This window comes from Mycobacterium sp. DL99 (assembly GCF_004762045.1).
GTDB lineage: Bacteria > Actinomycetota > Actinomycetes > Mycobacteriales > Mycobacteriaceae > Mycobacterium.
The window spans coordinates 5,691,896-5,717,513 of sequence record NZ_SJOM01000007.1 but is presented as its reverse complement, the minus strand read 5'-3'; the positions used below and the strand labels follow the sequence as shown (position 1 = coordinate 5,717,513).

The following is a 25,618-nucleotide window of genomic DNA, read 5'->3' as shown; positions in this document are numbered from 1 at the left end:
CCAACAGCAAGGTCAGCGCGGTGCGGCAGTGGTTGAGTGCGCGGATGCCCGACTACATGGTGCCGACCCAGATCGTGGTGCTGGACGAGCTCCCGGTGACGTCCTCGGGCAAGATCGACCGCAAGGCTCTGCCCGCACCGGTGTTCACCGTTACCGCGTTCCGCGCGCCGCGGACCCCGACCGAGAAGACTGTTGCCGAGACCTTCGCCGAGGTGCTGGGCCTCGGTCGGGTCGGCCTCGATGACGACTTCTTCGCTCTCGGCGGCGATTCGTTGATCGCCACCCGGGTGTGTGCCCGACTGCAGTCGGCTCTCGGTCGCGATGTGCCGGTACGGTCCCTCTTCGATGCGCCCACGGTGGGTAGCCTGGCCGATTACCTCGACCGGAACCAGGGCCGGGCCAGCCGGCCTCCACTGCAGGCAGTGCCACGGCCACAACGTATTCCGCTGTCCTATGCGCAACAGCGGATGTGGTTCCTCAACCGGTTCGAGGGTGGGGCCGCGACCTACAACATGCCGAACGTGTTGCGGATCAACGGGCCGTTGGATGTGGACGCGCTGGGCGAGGCGCTCGACGATGTGATCGTCCGGCACGAGTCGCTGCGTACGGTCTTCCCCGACACCGACGGGGTGGCCTTCCAGGAAGTGCTGCCTGCCGAGGCCGGGATGTGGCGAGGTGGGGGCCCGGCAGTGGTGCCGCTGTCGGAGTCGGACGTGGCGCGCGAGCTGATGGCCCTGGTGGAACATCGGTTCGATCTGGCCACCGAGATCCCGATTCGGGCGCAGATCTACGCGCTGGGTCCCGAGCTGCACGTACTGGCGATTGTGGTGCATCACATTGCTTTCGACGGCTGGTCGATGGCCCCGATGGTGCGCGACGTGGGGTTGGCCTACGCCAGCCGGTGCGGGGGAGGGGCCCCCGAATGGGAACCATTACCGGTGCAGTACGCCGATTACGCGTTGTGGCAACAGGAGTGGCTGGGTTCGGAGTCCGATCCCGACAGCGTGCTCGCCACGCAGCTCGGCTACTGGCGCCACGAGTTGGCGGAGCTGCCCGAGGTGGTGTCGCTGCCGACGGACCGGCGCCGTCCACCGGTGCCCAGCTATCGGGGCGACGAGGTGCCGCTGCACATCGATCCGCAGACCTGGGCAGGGGTCAAGGCGTTGGCCGACGCGCGTCATGCGACGGTGTCGATGGTGCTGCAGGCCGCGATGGCGGTGGTGCTGCACCGGGCCGGGGTCGGGGAGGATGTCGCACTCGGCACCCCGATCGCGGGACGAACCGACAAGGCGCTCGATGAGTTGGTCGGGTTCTTCGTCAACACCCTGGTGATGCGGGTCGGGGTGAACCCTGCCCTGCGGTTCGCCGATGTGGTGGAACAGGTGCGCCAGAAGGCGCTGAATGCGTACAGCAATCAGGATGTGCCGTTCGAATTGCTGGTGGAGCAGCTCAACCCGGTGCGCTCCACCTCGCACCACCCGCTGTTCCAGGTACTCATGGTGTTCCAGAACAACATGCGGCCCGAGGCCTTGGAGATCAACGAGGTCAGTGTCGAGGCGTTGCAGGCAGATACGAGCACAGCCAAGTTCGACCTGGACATCCATCTGAGCGAGGTGCGCAACGAAGCTTCGGGTGCACCGATGGCTGCCGGCATGGTGATGTACGCGACCGATCTGTACGACCGCGCCACGATCGAGCGGTTCGTGGGTTGGTTCGGTCGGGTGCTCGAGGCGGTGGCAGCCGATTCGTCGGTGGTGGTGGGCGACGTGGATCTGCTCGATCCCGACGAGCGGGAACTGGTGCTGCACGAGTTGTCCGGCGCTGACCTGACAGCCCCGGTGGGGTTGGGGGATCAGCTGTTGGCCTCGGCCGTCGCCACGGATCCGGATGCTCCTGCGATCATCGACGGGCAGCGGATCCTGACGTACCGCGAGCTGGATGAGCTCTCCAGTCGGTTGGCCAGGGTGTTGATCGATGCCGGGGTGGGGCCGGACCGCGCGGTGGGTGTGGCGATGGGCCGCTCAGCCGAATTGGTGGTGGCATGGTGGGCGGTGCTCAAGGCCGGCGGCGTGTACGTCCCGGTGGATCGGGCTCATCCGGAGGCGCGGATCGCGACCCTGCTCGACACCGTCGACGCCGTTTGTGTCCTGACCCGCGATGTCGATGCTGTCGGTGGCGCCGGGCAGCGTCCGGTGCTGCGCTTCGACGCCCTCGATCTGTCCCGATGGCCCGCGGATCCGATCACTGATGCGGATCGGTTGGCGGCGTTGGACATTCATGATGCCGCGTACGTGATCTTCACGTCGGGATCCACCGGAACCCCGAAGGGGGTAGAGGTCAGCCATGCCGGTCTGCTCGGTTGGGCGGCGGCGCAACGGGAGATGTTCGGACTGGGTCCCCGGTCAAGGGTCTTGATGGTCTCCGCACCCACCTTCGATGCGTCGGTCGGTGAGTGGTTGCTCGCGGTGGCCTCGGGCTCCGCCCTGGTGGTGGCGCCTCCGGATTCGTATGCCGGTGAAGCACTGACCGAGATACTCGCCGGTCAGCGCGTCGACGCGGCGGTGTTGACCCCGACGGTGCTGGCGACGCTGGACCGTGCCCGGCTGGACGGGTTGGGCACGGTGATCGCGGTGGGTGAGGCCGTGCCTGCGGAGTTGGTGGCTGCCTGGGCGCCGGGCCGGCGGATGTTCAACGGCTACGGCCCCACCGAAACCACGGTGTGGGTCACCTGTGCGCCGCTGTCAGCGGGACAACCGGTGAGTATCGGAGCCCCGATCCGCGGCGTGTGCGCGCTGGTGCTCGATGCGCGGTTGAACCCGGTTCCGGTAGGCCTGGTTGGGGAGTTGTATGTGGCCGGGCCTGCGGTGGCGCGCGGCTATGTGGGCCGGCCGGAACTGACTGCGGAACGGTTCGTGGCCGATCCTTCCGGCCTGACCGGTGTGCCGGGGGCCCGGATGTACCGCACCGGCGACCTGGTGCGCTGGAACGCCGTGGGACTGCTGGACTACCTGGGCCGGGCCGATGCCCAGGTGAAGCTGCGCGGTCAACGCCTGGAGTTGGGTGAGATCGAGAACGCCCTGCTGGCCTGCTCGCAGGTGAGTCGTGCCGCTGCGGCGGTGCACCGTGGCGATACCGCCGACCACCTGGTTGCCTACGTGACGCTGGAGGCGGCGAGCTTCGTCGGCGACGGAGCCGACATCGTCGACCCGAGGCGCGGTAGCCGTGACGAGTTGTATGACGCCGAACTGGAGATGTCGGAGTTCGGCGGCGACTTCCGGGGTTGGCGCAGCAGTTACACCGGGGAACCGATTCCCTTGCCGGAGATGGCCGAATGGCGTTCGGCGGTGGTGGACCGCGTCCTCGGGCTGCGGCCGCGGCGGGTGCTCGAGATCGGTGTGGGCTCCGGACAGATCCTGTCCCAGATCGCCCCGGAGTGCGAGGAATACTGGGCGACAGACTTTGTCGCGCCGCGCATCCAGACGTTGCAGGCGGCGGTGGCGAGGCAACCGTGGCGGGACCGGGTGCACCTCCTGACGCAATCCGAGCACGTCACCGGCGCACTTCCGCAGGGGCACTTCGACACCGTCATCCTCAACTCGGTGGTCGGGAAGTTTCCGAGTGCGGGCTACCTGGCCGAGGTCATGGACAAGGCAGTGGAACTGCTGGCTCCCGGCGGCGCGGTGTTTGTCGGCGACGTGCGTAACCTCGGGTTGCAGGACGCATTCCAGACCGGCATCGCGTTGGCGTGCGCCACTACCGAGGACGGCGACGAGATTCGTAAACGGGCACATCGTGCCGTCGTGGACGAGCACGAATTGGTCCTGGCGCCAGAGTTTTTCACCACCTGGGCGGCCGGCCGGCCATCGGTGGCGGGGGTGGACATCCAGGTCAAGCGCGGTGTGGCCGACAACGAGCTCACGCGGTACCGCTATGACGTCGTCATCCACAAGACGCCCGCGGCCGTGCGCTGCCTGGCGGAGGTGCCGACGTGGGCGTGGACCGACTGTGCGGGTGTGAGCGGGATGCACAGCCGGCTCATGTCGGAACGTCCACCGATCGTGCGCATCAGTGCCATACCCCGCGCCGGGGTGTTCGCCGATGTGCGCATCGAACAGGCCCTGGCCGCCGGTCGGTCCGTTGGGGAAGCCGCCGCCGCGGCTTCCACCTCGACGCCCGACGGCACCGTCACACCCGAGCAGTTGCACCGCCTCGGAGAGGCGACCCGATATCGGGTGGCGGTCACCTGGGGTGCCGAGCCCGGCACCGTCGATGCGATCTTCATTGCGTTGACCGAGATCGAGCACGGCGGGGCGCTCACCGATATCTATCTGCCCCACAACGGTGCCGGGGACCGCGGCAGCCTGGCCAATGATCCGGCCACCAACACCAAGATCAGCGTGGTTCGCCAGCAATTGAGCACGCGGTTGCCCGAGTACATGGTGCCGACCCAGATCGTGGTGCTCGACGAGTTCCCGTTGACCTCATCGGGAAAGGTGGACCGAAAGGCGCTGCCGGAGCCGGTATTCGCCGCCGCGACGTTCCGAGAGCCGCAGACCCCGATCGAAAAGACCGTCGCCAAGGCGTTTGTCGATGTGCTGGGTGTGGAGCGGGCGGGGCTCGATGATGACTTCTTCGCCCTGGGCGGGGACTCGCTGACGGCGATGCGTCTGATCGCGGCGATCAAGACCGCACTGAACATCGATCTGTCCGTGCCCACGGTGTTCGAAGCGCCCACCGTGATGAGCCTCAGTGAGCGGCTGCAATCGGACACCATCGGTGTGCAGGAAGTGATTCCGGTTCAACCGCTGAAGCAGGGCACCGGCGTGCCGTTGTTCTGCATTCACCCGGGGTCCGGTATGAGTTGGGCCTACTCCACGTTGGGCAACTATCTGGACTGTCCGATCCTCGGAGTGCAACAGACCCTGGACAGCGGCGAAAGCTGGCCCGAGTCGATTCGCGACATGGCGAAGAACTATGCGGACAGGATTCAGAAAGTCCATCCCGCCGGTCCGTATGACCTCCTCGGACTGTGCTTCGGCGGCGTCGTCGCCCATGAGATCGCCATCGAACTGCAACGACGCGGATGCGTCGTCCGACGGCTGATTCTTCTCGACGCCCAGCCGGAGGACGACGCCAACATCCCGAACCGCCTCGTCAAGGAGGAGGACGTCCTCGAGGAGATCCTGCGATTCGCGGGCATCGGTGCGCAGGACTCGGACGAGCCTCTCACCTATGAGCGGGTCGAGGAACTCGTGCGGGAACTGACCGGCGTCGAGTTCTCCCGCTACAAACCGCTTTTGGACATGACCGTTCTAAATGTGAACACCAATGTGGCGTTGTATCAGACTCACGAGCCGGGCCTGTTCGACGGTGACATGGTCATCTTCTCGGCCTTGCGCAGGAAAACCGCTCCCACGTCGTCCGCCGAACAGAACTGGCGCCCCTATGTGGTCGGCGATATCGCGGAGTACTTCGTCGACTGCACGCATGAGGACATGCTGACGGCGCCGGCGGTCAGCACGTACGGCGAACAGCTCAGGCAGGTCTGCGTCGACAGTTGAGCAGGCGTGTTCAGAGGTACGTGCCGGTCAGTGAAAAATCGCTCAGCGCACTCGAAAGATCTTGCTGTAGAGCTGTATTCGAGTTAGTCCGGCCGGGCCGGTAAGAAACCGCGGAGACGAAGACCTTTCCGTGGGATGTTCCGGAGAGGAACGACTGCACCCCGCCGAACCGTTGCAGCATCGTCATGGTCACGCCGGTGTGGAGGATCTTCAATGCGAAGACATCGGCGTCGGTGCCATCTGCCCGGCCGGCGACCGGATCGATGGTGCCGACGTTGGACGCGCCGACCAGGTTGGGTGCGGCGACACTGCTCGCCAGGCCGGCCGCCCTCAGAATCCGCTTGGGTAACAGGGGAACCAGGGCGTTCACCGCGTACTCGTCGTCGGACGCCTCCTGGTGACGGATCAGGGCCTGCTTGATCGCCGTGCGGATGTCGCCCAGATCCGTCGTTGCCTGTGCCGGGTCCACCGTCACGCCCACATTCCCGATCGCATTGGCGCGCGTATCGTCCGGAGTCCGCTCGCTCACCGGCATCATCACGATGACGGAGCCGTCTGCGCCGATCCGCCCCGCGCGCTGAGCGAGTCGCGCCGCCAATCCCACCAGCAACGCGTTTGTGGTCCCGCCGAGTGACTGTGCGCGAGCCTTCCACTCGTCGGCGTCGACGAAGACCGTCGCCATCGGGAGCGCGATCGATGGCTCGGTTCCAGGAGGCAGTATCCGTGACTTGGGCGTCAGCGGGGTCCCGATTCCGTCGCCTTGGCGGGCACGCCGGCCCAACCGGGCGGCGGCGACGATGGCGTGGCCCACGGCCGGGATGTCGCGTGCGCACTGGCGGACGTCCGCGCGCAGGGCCTGCCACCGCCGGCGGGATGCGGCGGCCGGCCAGTGGACCGGGTCTTCGCGGCCTGCCGCCGCATCCGCCAGCGCGTGCCACAGCCCGACGCCGTCGATGAGGCAGTGCGGGACCACCAGGCTCACCCCGGTGCCGCCGTCGGTGAACGGCACCATCGCAAGGTGCCATCCGGGCCCGTGCTCGCAATCCAGTGGGGCGCAGGCCCGCTCGTCGAGCCAGTCGTCGAATTCCTCGCGTGGCCGCGCCGACGCGACCTCGATGTCGGAGGAACTCCGAGGTGCTACCCAGCGGTGGCGCCCGAACAGCAACGGCGACTTCTCGATACACCGAGATAATCGTCCACGTTGAAGATTGGAGTGGAACCGCCGTAGACCGTCGACGTCGATCGGGTGGTCGTACATCCAGACGCCCTGCATGAGACTGTTTGCCCCGGTGGCCCGTCCGACGTCGAACGTGGTCTGGTCGAGCAAATCGAGTACATTGCTCATATTCCGAACGGTACGTGCCTAACCGCGGATTCGTTCGAAAACGACAGGGTTACCACCGAACCGGGCCGCGACGGCGGGGGTCAGACTGTGCGAGCCAGCCGGTCTGCGAGCAGGCCGGCGAACTTGGCCGGGTCCTCGGGAATCTCGCCCTCAGCGAGAAGTGCTGTGCCATAGAGCAGTTCGGCAGTTTCGGTGAGCTGATTCAGGTCGGCGCCGCCTGGTCGGTAGGCCTGACGTAGGCCAGTGACGAGCGGATGCACCGGGTTGAGCTCGAGAATTCTCTTTCCGACCGGAACCACTTGTCCGGACGCCTGGTACATGCGGGCCAGCGCCGGGGTGATGCCGAATGCGGGTGTGATCAAGCAGGCCGGCGACGCCGTCAGCCGGCTGGACAACCGCACCTCCGATACGTGATCACTCAGCGTTTCCGTCAGCCAGGCCAGCAGGTCGGCGAATTCTTTCTCCTGCTCGGTGCGCTCAGCCTCGTGGGCCGACTTCTCCTCGTCGGAGTCGAGGTCCACCTCGCCCTTGGCGACCGACTGCAGCGGCTTGCCGTCGAACTCCGGTACCGACCCCACCCAGATTTCGTCGACGGGGTCCGTCAGCAACAGCACCTCGTACCCTCTGGCCTTGAACGCCTCCAGGTGCGGTGATTTCAGGAGTTGCTCGGTCGAGGGTCCGGTGGCGTAGAAGATCTGGTCCTGACCGTCCTTCATGCGCTCGACGTACCCGGCCAGCGTGGTGAGCCCGTCGTCTCCTGCTGTGAGGGAGACGGTGGACGCGAAGGATGAAACCCGCAGCAGCGTGTCCCGGTTGTCCGGGTCCGACATCAGGCCCTCCTTGAGCACGGCGCCGAACTGAGTCCACAACGTGCGGTAGTCCTGCGGCCGCCCCGATTGCAGATCGGCGATCGTCGACAGGACCTTCTTGGTCAGCCGCCGGCGGATCGCGGTGACCTGCCGGTCCTGCTGGAGGATCTCGCGGGAGACGTTGAGCGACATCCCTTGTGCATCAACCACTCCCTTCACGAAGCGCAGGTAGGCAGGGATGAGCTCGTCGCAATCTCCCATGACGAAAACGCGCTTGATGTACAGCTGCACCCCGACTCTGGCGTCCCTGGTGAACAGGTCGAACGGGGCGTGGGAGGGGATGAACAGCAGGGCCTGGTACTCGAAGGTGCCCTCGCCCCTCATCGGGATGACCGCGAGCGGGTCGTCCCACGCATGGGCGATGTGCTTGTAGAACTCGCTGTACTCCTGCTCGGTTACCTCGTCCTTGGGCTTCGCCCACAGCGCCTTCATCGAATTGAGCGTCTCGTCGTGCATCCGGATCGGCCAGGCGATGAAGTCGGAGTACTTCTTGACGAGCTCTCTGATCTTCGGCTCCGCGGCGTAGTCGTGCAGCTGATCCTCGGCGTCCTCGGGCTTGAGATGCAGCGTGACCGAGGTGCCCTGGGGAGCGTCATCGACGGATTCGATGGTGTACGTGCCGTCACCGCTGGACACCCATCGGGTGGCGCCGCTCTCGCCGGCCTTGCGGGTCAGCAACTCGACCTGGTCGGCCACCATGAACGTCGAGTAGAAGCCGACACCGAACTGGCCGATCAATTCTTCTGAGGCGGCCGCATTCTTGGCCTCGCTCAATTGCTGACGCAGCTCGGCGGTACCCGATTTCGCGAGAGTGCCGATCAGGTCGACCACTTCCTCATGGGTCATGCCGATCCCGTTGTCGCGCACGATCAGCGTCCGCGGCTCCTGGGATACCTCGATCTCGATGTGGAGGTCGGAGGTGTCGGTGTTGAGGTCCTTGTTCCGCAGCGACTCGAGCCGCAGCTTGTCCAGGGCGTCGGAGGCGTTCGAGACCAGCTCCCGCAGGAAGGAGTCCTTGTTGGAGTACACCGAGTGGATCAGTAGTTCCAGCAGTTGGCGTGCCTGGGCCTGAAATTCCAAGTGCTCGACCTGTGGTGGCATGTGAAGAGCTTAGAGACCGCCCATGCCGCGGGCCACCAGCGAGACGCCGACGACTGCGAGGATGGCGGCCGCGAACTTCCGGTGATGGGTACGCGCCCAGTCGTGGAGTCGCTGCAAGGCTGCTTGCGTCCTCGCTGGAGCGGCCACGTTGCTGATCAGAATGATCTCCTCCACGGCCAGCACGCCGATGACGAACGCGATCGCGGCGCCGACCTGGACGCCGAGTACGGCGCCCGAAGCCACGATGATCGCAAGGGCGAACACCACTCCGTCGAGAGGCGGCAGCACGATGATGCCGATGACGAACGAGATCCACGGCGCCCCGTCCCGCCAGGCAGCGCGGATCCGGCCGAACAGCCGACGGGTCGGTGATTCGCCTTCTTCCGCTGCAGCCGCCGCAGCCGAGTGCAGTAGACGCGAGATCGCCGGTGGTGCCGATGAATCGAGCAAAAGTGTCGATACGCTTCCGGTGCCGTCGGGGTCCGCCACCGCCTGCTGACCGTGCGGGGCCGGGCTTCGCATCAATGAACGTGCCAGCATCACCACGGCGATCACCAGCAGAGCCACACCGATGGTGATCGCAGTCCGTTGGGCAGCGGGGTTCGCGGTCGGGTTGGCGAAATCTCTGGCAAAGGATGCCGAGCTCGGCGCGGCGTGAAGCGCAATCAGCGGAACGATCAGGGTGGTCAGCCCGATGATCGCCGCGCCCGACCAGTAGGCGACCAGGTTCCGCAGGGGCCGAAGCCGGGACAGCACCACGAGGATGATGCCGAGACGCACGGGGTTGATCGACGTCAGAAGTGCCAGTACCAGCAGTGACCCCCACATGGTTGTCTCCCCCGTCCGATTGTGATGTCAATCTGTCGATCGTGTGCCTCACGAAGCTTTCGCGGGAATGAGGTTCGCGCACAACAGTTCCGTCAAGTCATGAATGGTCGTGATACCGGTGGCGGGAATCCGCACGCCGGTCTCGGTTTCGATTCGGGTGCGTAATTCGAGCGCCCCCAGTGAGTCCATGCCGTATTCGGACAGCGGACGGTCCGGGTCGACGCTGCGGCGCAGGATCAGGCCGATCTGGGTCGAGACCGCCTGCTGCACCCGGATGGGCCACTCCTCGGCCGGAATCTTGTCGAGCTCGGCGAGCAGTTTGCTTGTGCCCGAGTGGTTTTGGCCGTTGGACCGGAACGCCTCGGCGAAAGGTATCCGCTCGGCGAAGGTGCTCAACCACGATGTGCCGGTGATCGGCGCGTACCCGGTGTAGGCGCGGTTGTGACGCAGCAGTGCTTCGAACGCGTACGCACCCTCGTCGGGCGTGATGGCGATGCCGGCCCCCTCGGCCAGATCGGTGCCACGGCCGATCTGCCCCCAGGCTCCCCACGCGATCGCGATGGCGGGCAAGCCCTGAGCCCGGCGCCACAAGCTGAATGCGTCCAGCCAGCTGTTGGCCGCTGCATAGGCGCCCTGACCGGGTGAGCCGACCAGTGCGGCGGCCGACGAGAACGAGCAGAACCAGTCCAAGGGCTGGTCGGCGGTGGCGGTGTGCAGATTCCAGGCGCCGTAAACCTTGGGGGCCCAGTCCCGCTCGATGAGCTCGTCGGTGATGTTGGTCAACGCCGCGTCCTCGATCACCCCGGCCGCGTGCAACACACCGCACACGGGAAGCCCACCGGCAGTCGCAGCGGCCACCAACCGCTGCGCGGTGCCGGGCTCGGCGATGTCACCGCACTCGACCACGATGTCGGCGCCGGTCGCACGGATGCGGTCGATGGTCGTCAGCGCCTGGGCGCTCGGCCGTGACCGGGAGGACAGCACGATGCGCCCGCAGCCGTTCGCGGCCATCTTCTCGGCCACGAACAGACCGAGCCCGCCGAGACCACCGGTGACGATGTACGCGCCGTCGGGGCGGAACACCCGCACCTGTGACGGTGGAACCACCAGCCGGCTGGAGCCGGTGTGCGGGATATCGAGCACGAGCTTGCCGGTGTGCCGGGCGCCGCCGATCGTCCGAATGGCGTTGGCGGCGTCGGCAAGTGGATACCGGGTGATCTCCGGCATCGGCAGGTCGCCCTCCGCGGTCAGCAGGTACACCGTGGCCAGCAACTCCCGCAGCCGGTCGGGGTGACTGACGGACATCAGCGCCAGGTCGACGGCATGGAACGAGAGGTTGCGCCGGAAGGGAAAGAGACCCAGTCGGGTGTCGCCGTAGATGTCCCGCTTACCGATCTCCACGAATCGCCCACCGAATGCCAGCAATTCGAGGCCGGCCCGCTGGGCGGCGCCGGTCACCGAATTCAGCACGATGTCTACGCCGTACCCCTGGGTGTCCTGGCGGATCTGGTCGGCGAACTCCAGAGTCCGCGAGTCGTAGACGTGCTCAACACCCATGTCGCGCAACAACTGCCGTCGTTGCTCACTGCCGGCCGTGGCGAAGATCTCCGCGCCTGCGGCGCGGGCGATGGCCATCGCCGCCTGGCCGACCCCGCCGGTCGCCGAGTGGATCAGCACCTTGTCGCCCGCTCTGATGCGGGCCATGTCGTTGAGCCCGTAGTACGCGGTGGCGCTCGCGACTGTCAGCGCCGCGGCCTCGGCGTCGGATAATCCGGCCGGCAGGGTGGTGGCCAGGCGGGCGTCGCACGTGACGAACGTGCCCCAACAACCGTCGGCGCACAGACCGCCGACATGATCGCCGACCCGGTGGCCGGTCACGTCGGGCCCGACCGCGGTCACCACCCCGGCGAAGTCGATGCCGAGCTGCGGAAGCCGGCCGTCGAAGGCGGGATATCGGCCGAAAGCGACCAGCACGTCGGCGAAGTTGATGCTGGACGCGGTGACGGCGACCTCGATCTGTCCCGGACCCGGCGGAAGGTGTTCGCAGGCGACGAGTTCCATCGACTCGAGGTCGCCGGGTGTGCGGATCTGCAGCCGCATCCGGTCACGCTCATGGTCGGCGAGGGTGGTCTGTCGCTCCTCGGGGCGCAGCGGGGCAAGACACAACCGGGCGGTGTACCACTGGCCGTCACGCCAGGCGGTTTCGTCCTCCTCGGACCCGCTGAGCAGTTGCAGCGCCAATTGCTCAGCGCCGGTGGCCTCGTCCACATCGATCTGGGTGGCCACCAGGTGCGGATGCTCGGCGCCGATCACCCTGATCAAACCCCGCAACTCAGCCTGCTCGAGATTGGCCACGTCGCCGGCCACCACGGTCTGGGCACCGCGGGTCACCACGTAGAGGCGGGGCAGTTCGCCCGGTATCTCGGGCAGTTCGCGGGTGATGTGCACCAGGTGGCGAACGTAATCGCGGCCCCGCAGCGGGAACTGGTCACCGGCATCGCCGCTCTTCGGTTCCGCCAGGATCACCACACCGGTGAACTGCCCGCCGCGCAGTCGGCTGCTGAGCTCGCGCCCCGTCGACGGGTCATCGTCTCGGCTGGGCCAACTCATGGTGGCGCACTGTGCACCATGGGCGGTCAGGACATCGCCCAAGCTCGCCGTCACGGCATCGGCGGCGGCCGTGGCACTGATCAGCAGCCAGGATCCGGCGTCGGCATACTCCGCCTCCGGCAGGTCACGTTGCTGCCACTCCACGGCCAGCAGTCGCTCGCTGAGAACCTGATCGTCGTGGGCGCTTCCGGAGACACCGGTGCCGAGTCGTAGCCCCTGGACCCTGAGCAGGACCGAGCCGTTCTCGTCGAGCACATCGATGTCGGCCTCGAGCTCCGCGGTGTCGGCATGGATCAACCGGGTGTAGCAGTAGCGCGCGTTGCGGACCGAGCCGTAGCTCCGTAGGCGACGGACGCCCAGTGGCAACGCCAGCACGTCGCCGCCGAGTGCCTGCACGTCGGGGATGGCCTCCACGGATTGGAAGCACGCGTCCAGCAGCGCCGGGTGCACGACGTAGGCGTCCTGTTGTGACCGGATCGAGCGGGGCAGTGCCACCTCGGCGAGCACGGCCTGGGTTGCCCCGGTGTGCACGGCGACCATGCCGGCGAATGCCGGACCGTACTGAATACCGCGCTCACTCACACGATTCCGGACCTCGTCACCGATCTCGTCACCGGGGAGTGCAACCAGGAGCGCCGACAGATCGTAGGCGGGTGGCTGCACATCATCGGCGGCCTGCAGTACCGCGCTCGCGTGGCGTGCCTGGTCGCCCTCGTGATTCGTATCCACGGTGAAGTCGACGACCCCCGGCGACGCCACCAACGCCGACGCGCCGACCCATGTCTGCTCGTCCAACAGCAGTGCCTGCTCGAAGTGGACGTCCCGGACCTCGGAAGCCGCGCCCAACACCGAGTTCGCGGCCGCCAGCGTCATCTCGCAGTACGCGGCTCCGGGAAGCACGGCAACGCTGCGGATCTGGTGGTCCGCGAGCCAGGGCTGGGCGGCCGTGCCGACATCTGCCTGCCACACGTGGTGTTCAGGCTGCTCCTGCAGGCGCACACCGGGGCCCAAGAGCGGGTGAACCGCGATGGTGCAACCGCCGTGCGTCGGAGAATCGTGGCCGCCCCCGTTCAGCCACAGTCGGCCGTGCGTCCAGGTAGGAAGTGGCGCATCGACCAACCGCCCGCTCGGGGAGAGCGCCGTGAAATCGACTGCCGCGCCTGCGCTGTGCAGATCGACCAGGAACCCACGCAACCCGTTCGGCAGGGCCTGTTCACGGCGCATCGCGGCCAGGGCGGCCATCGGCGTCTCGCGACTGCGCGCCGTCTGTTCGAGGGCCCGGGTGAGCAGCGGGTGCGGCGACAGTTCGGCGAAGACCCGGTGCCCGTCCTCCAACGCCGCTTGTACCGCGGTGGCGAACCGAACCATCCGGCGCATGTTGGTCACCCAGTATGCGGCGTCGCACACCGGTTGCTCGCGGGGATCGAACAGGGTCGCGGAGTAGAAGGGGATCTCCGGTGGCATCGGCTTCAGGTCGGCGAGGGCCGCGGTCAGGTCACTGACGATCGGCTCGACCTGAGGCGAGTGGAAGGCGACATCGACCGGGACCTCACGAGCCATCACCCCACGCTGTTCCCAGTCGGCGACGAGCTCGCGAACCGTCTGTGTGGCACCGGCCACGACGGTGGATTCCGGAGAGGCCACGACCGCCACCACGACATCGCTGACTCCGCGTCCGGTCAGCTCGGAAAGTACCTGCTTGGCAGGAAGTTCCACCGCGGCGGTGGCGCCAGTGCCCGCGATCCGGGACATGAGTTGCGACCGGCGGCAGATCAGGCGTAGACCGTCCTCCAGCGAAAGCGCCCCTGCGACAACGGCGGCCGCGCCTTCGCCCAGGGAATGGCCGATCACCGCGGCGGGGTGCACCCCGTATGCCCTCATGGCGGCGGCCAACGCGACCTGCATGGTGAACAGCGTGGGCTGCAGCCGGTCCTGACCGGTGACCGTCTGTGCCGCCGACATCGCCTCGGTCACCGAGAATCCGGACTCGGCGGCGATGATCGGCTCGGCCTGGGCCACGGTGGCGGCGAACACCGGTTCGGTCGCCAGGAGCTCGGCACCCATTGCCGCCCACTGTGATCCCTGGCCGGAGAACACCCAGACCGGACCTCGGTCGTTGCGCCCGGCAGCGGCTTGGTGGGGGGTATCGCCGTCGGCGATCTCACGTAACGCCGCGGTGAGTTCCGCGCGGGTGCGCGCGTTGACGGCGGTCCGTACCGGTCGGTGCACGCGTCGGCGCGCCAGGGTGTACGCCAGATCAGGCAGGGCGGCATCGTCGTGCGCCTGTACCCAGTCGGCCAGCCGGGCGGCCGTGTGACGCAGCTCTTCTGTCGAAGTGGACGACAGCGGGAACAACATCGGTGCCGCGTCCGGCGCGGGCGGCGCTTCGGCCCCGGTGAGTTCCGGCGCCTGCTCGGGTGCCTGCTCCACGATGGCGTGCACGTTGGTCCCCGACAGCCCGTATGACGAGACCGCCGCCCGTCGGGGATGCTTCCCGTTGGTGCACCACGGTGTGGTCTCTCGGGGCACAAAGAGATTGGTCTCGATCTGGGCGAGTTGATCGGGTAGGCGGGTGAAATGGAGATTCTGCGGAACCACACCATGGCGCACCGCGAGAACGGCCTTCATCAGGCCGAGCGCGCCGGAGGCCGCCTGGGCATGCCCCAAGTTGGTCTTCACCGAGGTGAGGGCGCAGCGGCCGTCGACGCCGTACACCTTCGCCAGGCTGGCGTATTCGATCGGGTCCCCGACCGGGGTGCCCGTACCGTGCGCTTCGACCATCCCGACCGTGTCGGGCTCGATATCGGCTGCGGCCAAGGCCATTCGGTACACCGCGGTCTGTGCGGTTTCCGACGGCGTGGCGATGTTCACGGTGTGGCCGTCCTGATTGGCGGCCGTGCCACGGATCACGGCCAGGATCCGATCACCGTCGCGCACTGCGTCGGGCAGCCGCTTGAGCAGCACGACAGCGCAGCCCTCGCCCGAAACGAACCCGTCGGCCGCGACGTCGAAGGCGTGGCAGCGCCCGGTTGGCGAGAGCATCCCCTCAGCTGACCCGGAGGCGAACTTGCGCGGGTCCAGCACCAGGGTGACACCGCCGGCGAAGGCAAGGTCGCTCTCGCCCTCGTGCAGGCTGCGGCAGGCCAGGTGCACTGCGGCCAGCCCGGAGGAGCAGGCCGTGTCGATCGTGAGCGCGGGACCGTGGACCCCCAGCGCATAGGCGACCCGTCCGGACGCCAGGCTGAAGTTGGTGCCGCTGTACCCGTACGCGGCCTCCAGGGCCTCGGCGTCAGCGGCCAGCATCACGTAGTCGCCGTGCGTAAGCCCGACGAAGACACCGGTGCTCGAGTCCGTCAGATCGTCCCGGGAGACGCCGGCATTTTCCATGGCCTCCCACGACGTCTCGAGAAGAATCCGGTGCTGAGGGTCGATCGCGGTGCCCTCGCGCTCGTTGATCTCGAAGAACTCGGAGTCGAAGCCGGCAACATCGTCGATGAACGCACCCCACTTCGACACCGATCGTCCGGGCACCCCGGGTTCGGGGTCGTAGTAGTCGTCGGCATCCCAGCGGTCGGGCGGCACCTCGGTGACCAGATCATCGCCGCGGATCAACGCCTCCCAGAGTCGTTCGGGGGAATCGATACCGCCGGGAAGCCGGCAGGCCATCCCGATGACCGCTACCGGGGTGACCGGTTTGCCGCGCGAGGGCCGCGGGGTCGAACCGGGATCCGAACCCGGCAATCTGTCATGCGTGCTCTCGGTCATAGCCAAGTGCCCTCCTCCCCGAGGCCGGTTGGCGGACTGGCCGCTACCGGTTCGGATGCCCGGCGCCGTACGGTGAGCCGACGCAGTTACGCCGGTGTTCGCCCACCGCCGTCGCCGGCGCGGGGTCCTCAGCGGGCGGTTACCTTCATTCACGCTAGATTCGCTGGGGGGAGTTGTCCCACGATCTGAGCAATCAATCGGCTGTATACAATCGAATGCAAATAGTTTGCGCGACGGTACTGCCAAATGACATAACTGTGACGCACACTTGGTGCAGTTGAAGTTTGCCGCGCTTTTCAGATATGCGGCCGCGGCCGCGGCGTTACCCTGATGCCCGTGGGTGATACGTCCATTCTGACGTTGCTGAACGAGCGTGCCGGTCTTCAAGGTGATGACCCCGCGGTTACTTTTATTGATTACGAAAATAATTGGGATGGAGTTCCGGAGAGCCTGACGTTCGCGCAGTTGTATCGCCGGACGCGGAACCTGGCACGACACCTCGAACAGTGCGGGGCGCCGGGTGACCGGGCCCTGATCCTGGCCCCGCAGGGAATCGACTACATCGTGGCCTTTTTCGGCGCGATGCAGGCGGGGCTCATCGCGGTCCCTCTGTCGGTGCCTCTGGGGGGCGCCACCGATGACCGCGTCGGATCTGTGCTGCAGGATGCTGCGCCGACCGTCATCCTCACCACCTCTGCGGTCGCAGGCGTGGTAGCCGACTACGTGTCCTCCCAGCCCGGCGGATCGGCTCCGACGATGGTCGAAGTCGACCTGCTGGATCTCGATGCCCCGAAGGGGCCATCCGGAGCCGGGATCGACGATCACCCGGACACCGCGTATTTGCAGTACACGTCGGGATCCACGCGGAACCCGGCCGGGGTGATGATGTCGCACAAAAACCTGATGGCCAATTTCCGGCAACTGTTGCCCGGCTACTTTTCCGCCTTCGGAAATGTCATTCCGCCCGGCGCCACTGTTGTGTCGTGGCTGCCGTTCTACCACGACATGGGTTTGTACCTCGGAGTTTGCGCGCCGGTGCTGACGGGAGTTCCCGCTGTGCTCACCAGCCCGATGGCGTTTCTGCAACGACCGGCCCGGTGGATGCAATTTTTGGCAAACAATAGTCGTGCCTACACCGCCGCGCCGAACTTCGCCTTCGAATTGGCCGTGCGAAAGACATCCGACGAAGACCTGGCCGGCCATGACCTCTCCGATGTGCTGGTCATCATCACCGGCGCCGAGCGGGTGCATCCGGCAACGCTTGAGCGCTTCACCGACCGCTTTGCGAGGTTGAAGCTGAACCCGGCGGTGATCCGCCCGTCGTACGGGCTCGCGGAGGCAACCGTCTACGTGACGAGCAACCCGCCCGATCGACCACCGACCGTCGTGCGTTTCGAATCCGACAAGCTGACCGCCGGCGTGGCACGGCGTTGCGAAAACAGCAGCGGCACACCCCTGGTCAGCTACCAGATGCCGCAGTCACCGATGGTCCGCATCGTCGACTCCGATACCTGTGTGGAATGCCCGCCCGGTTCAGTCGGCGAGATCTGGGTGTACGGCGACAACGTCGCGACCGGCTATTGGGGCAGACCCGCAGAGAGCGCGGCCACGTTCGGCGGACAGCTCGTATCGCCCTCGGACGGCACCCCCGAGGGGCCCTGGCTGCGCACCGGGGACCTCGGCTTCGACTCCGGCGGCGAGCTGTTCGTGGTCGGCCGCATCAAAGACCTGCTGATCGTGTACGGGCGCAACCATTCTCCCGACGACATCGAGGCGACAATCCAGGAGATCACCCGGGGCCGGTGCGCCGCCATCGCGGTTCCGGACGGTCGCACCGAGAAGCTGGTCGTGATCATCGAAGTCAGAAAGCAGGGCGACTCTCACCAGGAGGCCATGGACAAACTCTCCGCCGTCAAGCGTGAAGTGACCTCGGCGATATCCCACTCGCACAGCCTCGGTGTCGCGGATCTGGTTCCGGTGCTGCCCGGTTCGATCCCGATCACCACGAGTGGAAAAGTCCGACGATCGGCCTGTGTCGAGCATTATCGGCACGGCCAGTTCGCCCGGCTGGACGCGTAGCCGACAACGCGGGGCGGGGAGAATGAATCTGGCCTACGAAGACCGCGGCCACGGTGAGGCGGTGCTGTTCATCGCCGGCCAAGGCGGTCTCGGACGCACCTGGGATCTTCACCAGGTGCCCGCATTCCGTGCCGCCGGGTACCGCGTCATCACGTTCGACAACCGGGGTGTCGGTGCCACAGCGAATACCGATTCGTTAACCACCGCGACGATGGTGGCCGACACGGCCGAGTTGATCGAGCGGCTCGGCGTCGCTCCGGTCCGGCTCGTCGGTGTCTCGATGGGCTCCTACATCGCACAGGAACTGATGCTGTCCCGGCCGGAACTGGTGAGCCAGGCGGCGTTGATGGCCACGCGTGGCCGCAACGATCGGGCGCGGGAGTTCTTTCGGCAGGCGGAACTGGAACTTGCTGGTGCAGACGTGCGTGTCCCGCCGGCATATGAAGCGAAACTTCGTTTGCTGGAAAGCTTTTCGCCAAAGACTCTGAACGACGACGACTCGGTTCGGGACTGGATCGACACCTTCACGATGTGGCCCACCAGGCCGACCAGGGGAGTCCGCGCCCAGTATGACGTCGGCCCGGAGCGGGATCGGCGGCTCGAATACCGTTCGATCGCCACATCGGTGCTGGTGATCGGTTTCGCCGACGACCTCGTGATGCCCCCACACCTCGGTGCGGAGGTGGCAGAGGCCCTTCCGAACGGCCGGTATCTCGAGATCGCCGACACGGGGCACCTGGGATTCCTCGAACGGCCGGATACCGTGAACTCGGCGATCCTGGAGTTCTTCGCCAATGCCTGAGAGTCGGTGTATGTCCCACGGCGACAACAACGTTGACCGTATGCCCGGACCGTCGGCGACGGAAGTGCCGGAGCGGGCCCGGTCGACAGCTGATACGCAGCGAATGTCCAGCCGGCGCCGATCGGTAGCAACGGTAACTTCCGTTCCACATCGTGCACCCGCGGTTTGCATTACGATCCCGTATCACGTTGGGAATAGACCGATATGGAGGTCGCCTGAATGCTGTACTTGTCAGGTTCGGATCCTGCCCGAATCGCAGCGTGTTCGCCGTGACCCCTCCGCACGGCTGGTTCGGGGTGCCGACGGCAACCGAATCGGCGGGCTAGACGCGGATGGGGGTTCGTGATTTGGGGGTCATGAAGCGGCTGTGGATTCCGCTGCTCATCCTCGCTGTCCTCGGCGCCGGCGGATTCACGGTGCTGCGGCTGCACGGTGTCTTCGGTTCCGAGATTCGCCCCGCGTATTCCGACACCGAAACCGAGGCACGCAAGCCCTACAACCCGAAGCAGCTGGTGTACGAGGTGTTCGGCTCCCCGGGCACGACGGCGAGCATCAGCTATTTCGATGTCGACGCCGAGCCGCAGTTCATTGAAAACGCAAGCTTGCCATGGACGTTGAAATTCCCGATGTCCGAGACGACGGCGATGGTCAACATCATCGCGCAGGGCACTGGTAACACCATCGGCTGCCGCATCACCGTCGATGGCAAGGTCAAGTCGGAGCGGACGGGGCAAGGGACGAGCGCGTTCACCTTCTGCACGCTGAAGGCCGCATGAGCAGCCAACCCACCGCCGAGAAGCCGCCGTTCATCCCGCGGATGATCCGCAAGATGGCGGTGCCGATCATCCTGCTGTGGTTGGTGATCGCCTACATCCTCGGTGCGGCCGTCCCTCCGCTCGAGCAGGTGGAAAAAGAGCACTCGGTATCGATGATTCCCAACGATGCGCCGTCCTTCGAGGCGATGCAGCGCATGGGACAGAGCTTCCGGGAATCCAACTCGAACAGCGTGGCGATGATCGTCCTGGAGGGGCAACAGCCGCTCGGCGACGATGCGCATCGCTATTACGACGACTTGATCCGTCAGTTGAAAGCCGATACGGCGCATGTGCAGCACATCCAGGATTTCTGGGGTGACCCGCTGACGGCGGGTGCGGCGCAGAGCGCCGACAACAAGGCCGTCTACGTGCAGATGAGCCTCACCGGTGACCTCGGTCAGACCGCCTCGACCGATTCCTTGGAATCCGTCCGCAACATCGTGAAGAACACCCCGCCACCGCCGGGGGTGAAAGCTTACGTCACCGGGCCGGTCGCCCTTGTTGCCGATCTGAGCCAGAGCGGCAACAAGACCGTGCTCCTGGTCACCGGCCTGAGTCTCACGGTCATCCTCGTGATGCTGCTCTTCTTCTTCCGTTCGATCGTCACCGCACTGCTGCTGCTGCTACTGGTGGGAACTCAGCTCCAGGTGGCTCGAGGAGTCGTCGCGTTCCTGGGCGATCAAGGGTTGATCGGGCTTTCCACTTACGCCGTGAACCTGTTGGTCACGCTCGGAATCGCGGCGGGAACCGACTACGGCATCTTCTTCGTCGGCAGGTATCAGGAGGCGCGTCAGGCCGGCGAGGACCGGGAGAGGGCCTTCTATACGACCTATCACAGCGTCGCCAAGGTGGTCCTGGCCTCGGGTCTGACCATCGCCGGCGCGGTGTACTGCCTGAGTTTCACCCGGCTGCCGTATTTCCAGACCCTGGGCGTCCCGTGCGCGCTGGGTATGGTCGTCGCCGTTGCGGTCGCCCTGACGCTGATTCCGGCGGTCCTTGCCCTCGGCGGGCGTTTTGGACTGTTCGAACCCAAACGCAAGATCATCGTGCGTCGTTGGCGGCGCCTGGGTACGGCGATCGTCCGCTGGCCCGCACCGATTCTCGTGACGGCATTGGCCGTATCGCTCATCGGATTGCTGGCGCTACCGAAATACCAGCCTGGTTACAACGACCAGAATTATCTGCCGAAGAATATTCCGGCCAATGAAGGGTATGCAGCGGCCGACCGGCACTTCCCGCAGTCGCTGATGACGGCTCCGGACATCTTGTATATCGAGGCCGACCACGACCTGCGCAACCCGGCCGATTTTCTGGTGCTGAACAAACTGGTCAAGGGGCTTCTCGCGGTTCCGGGCGTCGCGAGGGTACAGGGGGCCACCCGTCCTGAGGGAACCCCGCTGAAGCACACGACGATCCCGTTCCTCATGAGTTCGGGCAACGCAAGTCAGTTACAGCTCTTGCCGTTTCAGAAGGCCCGGATGAACGACCTGGTCACCCAGGCTGATGAGCTGCAGAAGACCATCGGCACGATGCAGCGGATGTACGGCTTGATGCAGCAGCTCGCCATTACGACGAATGCGATGGTCACCAAAACTCATGAGTTGGAGGACGTCACCAACGAATTGCGTGATCACATGGCAGACTTCGACGATTTCTTCAGACCCCTTCGGAATTACCTGTACTGGGAACCGCATTGCTTCAACATCCCGGTCTGTTGGGCGTTGAAATCGCTGTTCGAAGCGCTTGACGGCGTTGATCGGCTCACGTCGACGATGCACCAGCTCGTCGGAAACCTCGATCAGTTGAATCTGCTCATGCCGCAGATGATCGCCCAGTTCCCGGCCATGATCGCGACGATGGAGAGCACCCGGACCATGATGCTGACGATGCACAGCACCATGGCCGGAATCTTCGGTCAGATGGAGGAAAACGGCAACAACGCCACCGCCATGGGCAAAGCGTTCGACAATGCCCAGAACGACGACTCCTTCTACCTCCCTCCCGAAGTTTTCGACAATGACGACTTCAAAAAGGTCCTGGACGTTTTCGTCTCGCCCGACGGAAAGTCGGCGCGCATGCTCATCACGCAGCGGGGCGATCCGGCATCGCCCGAGGGCATCGCGCGGGTCGAACCGCTGAAAACGGCGGCGGAGGAAGCGCTCAAGGGAACACCACTGGAAAGCGCCAAGATCTATCTCACCGGCAGCTCGGCGATGGCAAAGGATCAGGTGGATGGTTCTACCTACGATCTCATGATCGCGGGGGTCGCGGCGCTCTGCCTCATTTTCATCATCATGTTGATCATGATCCGGAGCCTGGTGGCCGCGCTCGTCATCGTGGGTACGGTTGCGCTTTCGCTGGGTGCGGCCTTCGGGTTGTCGGTGCTCATCTGGCAGCACATTCTCGGAATTCAATTGAACTGGCTAGTGCTCGCGATTTCGCTGATCATTCTTTTGGCAGTCGGTTCCGATTACAACCTGCTGCTGGTATCGCGCATGAAAGAGGAGATAAAAGCCGGGATCAATACCGGCATCATCCGCGCGATGGCCGGTAGCGGCAAGGTGGTCACCGCCGCCGGGCTGGTGTTCGCGTCCACCATGATGTCGATGCTTGCCAGCGACGTGCGCACGATCGGTCAGGTGGGTTCGACGATCGGTATCGGCCTGCTGTTCGACACCCTGATCGTGCGCGCGTTCATGACGCCCTCGATCGCTGCGCTGTTGGGTCGCTGGTTCTGGTGGCCGCTGAGGGTCCGGCAACGTCCGGCCAGTGCACTGCTGCGGCCGACCGGCCCGCGCCCGCTGGTCCGGTCTCTTCTGCTGTTACCGGACGAACGCGGCTCCTGATGATGGTGTCCTTCCGCGTGAGGACAGCCGCATGAGCGAGCAGTCGACGCCCAGCGATCCGCCGTTCGTCGCGCGGATGATCTATCGGCTCGCGGTACTGATCATTCTCGGCTGGCTGGTGATCGTGGCAGTCCTGACCTTCGCTGTCCCTTCACTGGAGCAGGTCGGACGGGAGTACTCCGTATCGCTGGTCCCCAAGGATGCCCCGTCATTCCAGGCGATGCAGCGCATGGGCCGCAGCTTCCAGGAGTCTGATTCCGACAGTGTGGCGATGATCGTCCTGGAGGGACAACAACCGCTCGGCGACGATGTGCACAGGTATTACGACGACCTGGTGCGGCAGCTGAAAGCCGATACAAAGCATGTGCAGCATGTGCAGGACTACTGGGGGGACAAGCTCACCGCTTCGGGTGTGCAGAGCCCGGACAACAAGGCTGTCTACGTCCAGCTGAATCTCGCGGGCAACCAGGGTGAATCCCTGTCCACCCAATCGGTGGAGGCGGTCCGGGACATCGTGCAACGGTCACAGCCGCCGGCCGGGGTCAAGGCCTATGTCACCGGCCCCGCGCCGCTCGCGTCGGATATGAACCATGCCGGCGACAAATCCATCATCAAGATCACCGCCGTCACCCTCGTGGTGATCCTCACGATGCTGCTCTTCGTCTACCGTTCGGTGGTCACGGCAGTTCTTCTGCTGGTCATGGTGGGCATGCAGGTCCAGACGGCGCGAGGTGTCGTCGCACTGCTCGGTGATCACCAGATCATCGGGCTCTCGACGTTCGCCGTGAATCTGCTCGTATCGCTCGGGATCGCCGTCGGTACCGACTACGGCATTTTCTTCATCGGCCGGTATCAGGAGGCGCGGCAAGCGGGTGAGGAACGCGAGCAGGCGTTCTATACGACATATCACAGCGTGGCCAAGGTGGTGCTGGCCTCAGGCCTGACGATTGCCGGTGCGATCTTCTGCCTGAGTTTCGCCCGGCTGCCGTACTTCCAGACCATGGGTGTCCCCACCGCGGTGGCCATGGTCGTCGCGGTGGCAGTGGCACTGACCCTGATCCCGGCTGTTCTGGCGCTGGGGGGACGCTTCGGTTTGTTCGAGCCCAAACGCAGGATCATCGTCCGACGCTGGCGGCGTCTCGGTACCGCGATCGTCCGCTGGCCCGCGCCCATCCTCGCCGCGGCAATGGTGGTGGCACTGATCGGCTTGTTGGCGCTGCCTGCGTACAAGACCAGTTACAACGACCGGTTGTATGTGCCCAGCAGCATTCCGGCGAATGTCGGATACGCCGCAGCCGAGCGGCACTTTCCCCCGTCGCGCATGACACCCGACATTTTGTTGGTCGAGGCCGATCACGATATGCGGAACCCGTCGGATTTCCTGGTGTTGAACAAACTCGCGAAAAGCGTATTCGCGGTGCCCGGGATTTCACGGGTCCAGGGAATAACGCGTCCCGAGGGCACCCCGATCGACCGCACTTCGATTCCGTTCCTGCTCAGCATGCAGAGTGCAACTCAGGTGGAGCTCCTGCCGTTTCAGAAGAATCGCATGAATGACCTGGTCAAACAGGCCGACGACATGTCGAAGATGATCGCGAACATGCAGCGTCTCTACGCCGTGACACAGAAGCTCGTCACCATGACCCACGGCTTGGTGAAGAACACCCACGAGATGGAGGATGTGCTGAAGGAGGTGCGGGACCATATTGCGGATTTCGATGACTTCTTCCGGCCCATCCGCAATTACCTGTATTGGGAGCCGCATTGCTTTGACATCCCGTACTGCTGGGCCATGAGGTCCTTTTTCGACGCGATGGACGGCGTCGACGCGGTTGCCGACAAGACTCGAGACCTTGTCCGGAACCTCGACCAACTGGATGCGCTCATGCCGAAGATGGTTGCCCAGTTCCCAGCGATGATCGCCTCCATGCAGATGATGCGGACCATGATGCTGACGATGCACAGCACCATGGCCGGAACGCTCGCCCTGATGGATGAGAACAGCAAGAACGCCGCCGTCATGGGCCGGGCCTTCGACGCCGCGCAGAACGACGACTCGTTCTATCTGCCTCCGGAGGTCTTCAACAACGAGGACTTCAAGCGAGCGATGAACCTGTTCTTCTCGCCCGACGGAAAGTCGGTGCGGTTGATCATCTCTCACCGCGGAGACCCCGCCACGCCGGAGGGTATCGCGCGAATTGACAAGGTGGTCAGAGCCGCTGAAGAGGCCCTGAAGTTGACTCCTCTGGCGAGCGCCAAGATTCACATGGCGGGAACCGCGGCGACGTACCGGGACATGCGCGACGGGGCCACCTACGATCTGCTGCTCGCGGGAGTCGCCGCGCTCTGCCTGATCTTCATCATCATGTTGATCGTGACGCGCAGTCTGGTGGCCGCGCTGGTAATCGTTGGCACCGTTGCGCTTTCGTTGGGCGCGGCCTTCGGGTTGTCGGTGCTCATCTGGCAACACATCCTGGGCATCTATCTGCACTGGCTCGTGCTCGCGATGTCCGTGATCATTCTGTTGGCGGTAGGTTCCGACTACAACCTGCTGCTGGTGTCCCGGATGAAAGAGGAAATCGGCGCCGGGATCAACACCGGCATCATCCGGGCCATGGGCGGTAGCGGCAAAGTGGTGACGGCCGCGGGTCTGGTGTTCGCGTTCACCATGATGTCGATGGTGGTCAGCGACCTCCGAATCATCGGACAGGTGGGTTCCACCATCGGGATCGGCCTGCTGTTGGACACCCTCGTGGTCCGCGCACTCATGACTCCGTCGATCGCCGCACTGCTGGGACGCTGGTTCTGGTGGCCGCAACGCGTGCGTCCCCGCCCCGCCAGCGCACTACTGCGGGACACCGGCCCACGGTCACTGGTGCGTACTTATTTGCTGAAGCAAGAAAACCCCGAGTGAACGACTATGTGGACATTAGCGAAACGCGGTCCAGGGGCAATGTGATCGAGTAGAGTTCGGGCCTCGGGGGGAGGAGGTCGTGA

At 65.2% G+C, this 25,618-nt stretch carries 10 protein-coding genes and 1 pseudogene; 7 read left to right on the top strand and 4 right to left on the bottom strand.

Annotation, left to right across the window (positions count from 1 at the left end; all coding sequences use genetic code 11):
• Positions 1 to 23 precede the first annotated feature (23 nt).
• Both EYZ64_RS32805 and EYZ64_RS32800 read left to right on the top strand, forming a co-directional pair.
• Positions 24 to 4,751, top strand: a pseudogene (locus EYZ64_RS32805) (class I SAM-dependent methyltransferase); the annotation flags it as partial.
• On the top strand, positions 4,740 to 5,561 hold the full coding sequence (locus EYZ64_RS32800) for a thioesterase domain-containing protein (protein WP_502703028.1): 822 nt from the start codon (positions 4,740 to 4,742) through the stop codon (positions 5,559 to 5,561). The pseudogene EYZ64_RS32805 and the gene EYZ64_RS32800, both read left to right, overlap by 12 nt.
• Positions 5,562 to 5,571: 10 nt before the next feature.
• Here EYZ64_RS32800 and EYZ64_RS27890 read toward each other — a convergent pair whose 3' ends face one another.
• From EYZ64_RS27890 to pks2, 4 genes are all read right to left on the bottom strand, one after another.
• On the bottom strand, positions 5,572 to 6,906 hold the full coding sequence (locus EYZ64_RS27890) for a WS/DGAT/MGAT family O-acyltransferase (protein ID WP_135458675.1): 1,335 nt from the start codon (positions 6,904 to 6,906) through the stop codon (positions 5,572 to 5,574).
• 80 nt (positions 6,907 to 6,986) lie between these two features.
• Complete coding sequence (gene htpG, locus EYZ64_RS27885) at positions 6,987 to 8,876, bottom strand: molecular chaperone HtpG (RefSeq protein ID WP_135458673.1); 1,890 nt, start codon at positions 8,874 to 8,876, stop codon at positions 6,987 to 6,989.
• Positions 8,877 to 8,885: 9 nt separating this feature from the next.
• Entirely contained in the window at positions 8,886 to 9,704 is an 819-nt protein-coding gene (locus tag EYZ64_RS27880; RefSeq protein ID WP_286175170.1) for a GAP family protein, read from the bottom strand.
• 48 nt (positions 9,705 to 9,752) lie between these two features.
• The gene (pks2, locus tag EYZ64_RS27875) at positions 9,753 to 16,079 is read right to left on the bottom strand and encodes a sulfolipid-1 biosynthesis phthioceranic/hydroxyphthioceranic acid synthase (protein WP_135458671.1); all 6,327 of its coding nucleotides are present in this window, start codon (positions 16,077 to 16,079) and stop codon (positions 9,753 to 9,755) included.
• A gap of 330 nt (positions 16,080 to 16,409) precedes the next feature.
• On the opposite strand from pks2, the gene EYZ64_RS27870 reads away from it, so the two are divergent.
• The 5 genes from EYZ64_RS27870 to EYZ64_RS27850 all read left to right on the top strand — a co-directional run bounded on the left by EYZ64_RS27870 (position 16,410) and on the right by EYZ64_RS27850 (position 25,535).
• Positions 16,410 to 18,158 carry an AMP-binding protein gene (locus tag EYZ64_RS27870; RefSeq protein ID WP_135458669.1) on the top strand — a complete coding sequence of 583 codons (1,749 nt, stop codon included), beginning with the start codon at positions 16,410 to 16,412 and terminating at the stop codon, positions 18,156 to 18,158.
• Between the two features lie 22 nt (positions 18,159 to 18,180).
• Entirely contained in the window at positions 18,181 to 18,960 is a 780-nt protein-coding gene (locus EYZ64_RS27865; protein WP_135458667.1) for an alpha/beta fold hydrolase, read from the top strand.
• A gap of 356 nt (positions 18,961 to 19,316) precedes the next feature.
• The gene (locus tag EYZ64_RS27860) at positions 19,317 to 19,736 is read left to right on the top strand and encodes an MmpS family transport accessory protein (RefSeq protein ID WP_135458665.1); all 420 of its coding nucleotides are present in this window, start codon (positions 19,317 to 19,319) and stop codon (positions 19,734 to 19,736) included.
• Positions 19,733 to 22,621, top strand: coding sequence for an MMPL/RND family transporter (locus tag EYZ64_RS27855; RefSeq protein WP_135458664.1), 2,889 nt, complete (start codon positions 19,733 to 19,735; stop codon positions 22,619 to 22,621). The genes EYZ64_RS27860 and EYZ64_RS27855 overlap by 4 nt, the downstream gene beginning before the upstream one ends.
• 31 nt (positions 22,622 to 22,652) lie before the next feature.
• Positions 22,653 to 25,535, top strand: coding sequence for an MMPL/RND family transporter (locus tag EYZ64_RS27850; protein WP_135458662.1), 2,883 nt, complete (start codon positions 22,653 to 22,655; stop codon positions 25,533 to 25,535).
• The last annotated feature ends 83 nt before the right edge of the window (positions 25,536 to 25,618 follow it).

Bases quoted from the DNA above. Each gene is read 5' to 3' on its own strand.
- EYZ64_RS27870 (WP_135458669.1), top strand. From the start codon at position 16,410: ATGCCCGTGGGTGATACGTCCATTCTGACGTTGCTGAACGAGCGTGCC.
- EYZ64_RS27850 (WP_135458662.1), top strand. From the start codon at position 22,653: ATGAGCGAGCAGTCGACGCCCAGCGATCCGCCGTTCGTCGCGCGGATG.
- EYZ64_RS27860 (WP_135458665.1), top strand. From the start codon at position 19,317: ATGAAGCGGCTGTGGATTCCGCTGCTCATCCTCGCTGTCCTCGGCGCC.
- pks2 (WP_135458671.1), bottom strand. From the start codon at position 16,079: ATGACCGAGAGCACGCATGACAGATTGCCGGGTTCGGATCCCGGTTCG.
- EYZ64_RS27855 (WP_135458664.1), top strand. From the start codon at position 19,733: ATGAGCAGCCAACCCACCGCCGAGAAGCCGCCGTTCATCCCGCGGATG.
- EYZ64_RS27890 (WP_135458675.1), bottom strand. From the start codon at position 6,906: ATGAGCAATGTACTCGATTTGCTCGACCAGACCACGTTCGACGTCGGA.
- EYZ64_RS32800 (WP_502703028.1), top strand. From the start codon at position 4,740: ATGAGCCTCAGTGAGCGGCTGCAATCGGACACCATCGGTGTGCAGGAA.
- htpG (WP_135458673.1), bottom strand. From the start codon at position 8,876: ATGCCACCACAGGTCGAGCACTTGGAATTTCAGGCCCAGGCACGCCAA.
- EYZ64_RS27865 (WP_135458667.1), top strand. From the start codon at position 18,181: ATGAATCTGGCCTACGAAGACCGCGGCCACGGTGAGGCGGTGCTGTTC.
- EYZ64_RS27880 (WP_286175170.1), bottom strand. From the start codon at position 9,704: ATGTGGGGGTCACTGCTGGTACTGGCACTTCTGACGTCGATCAACCCC.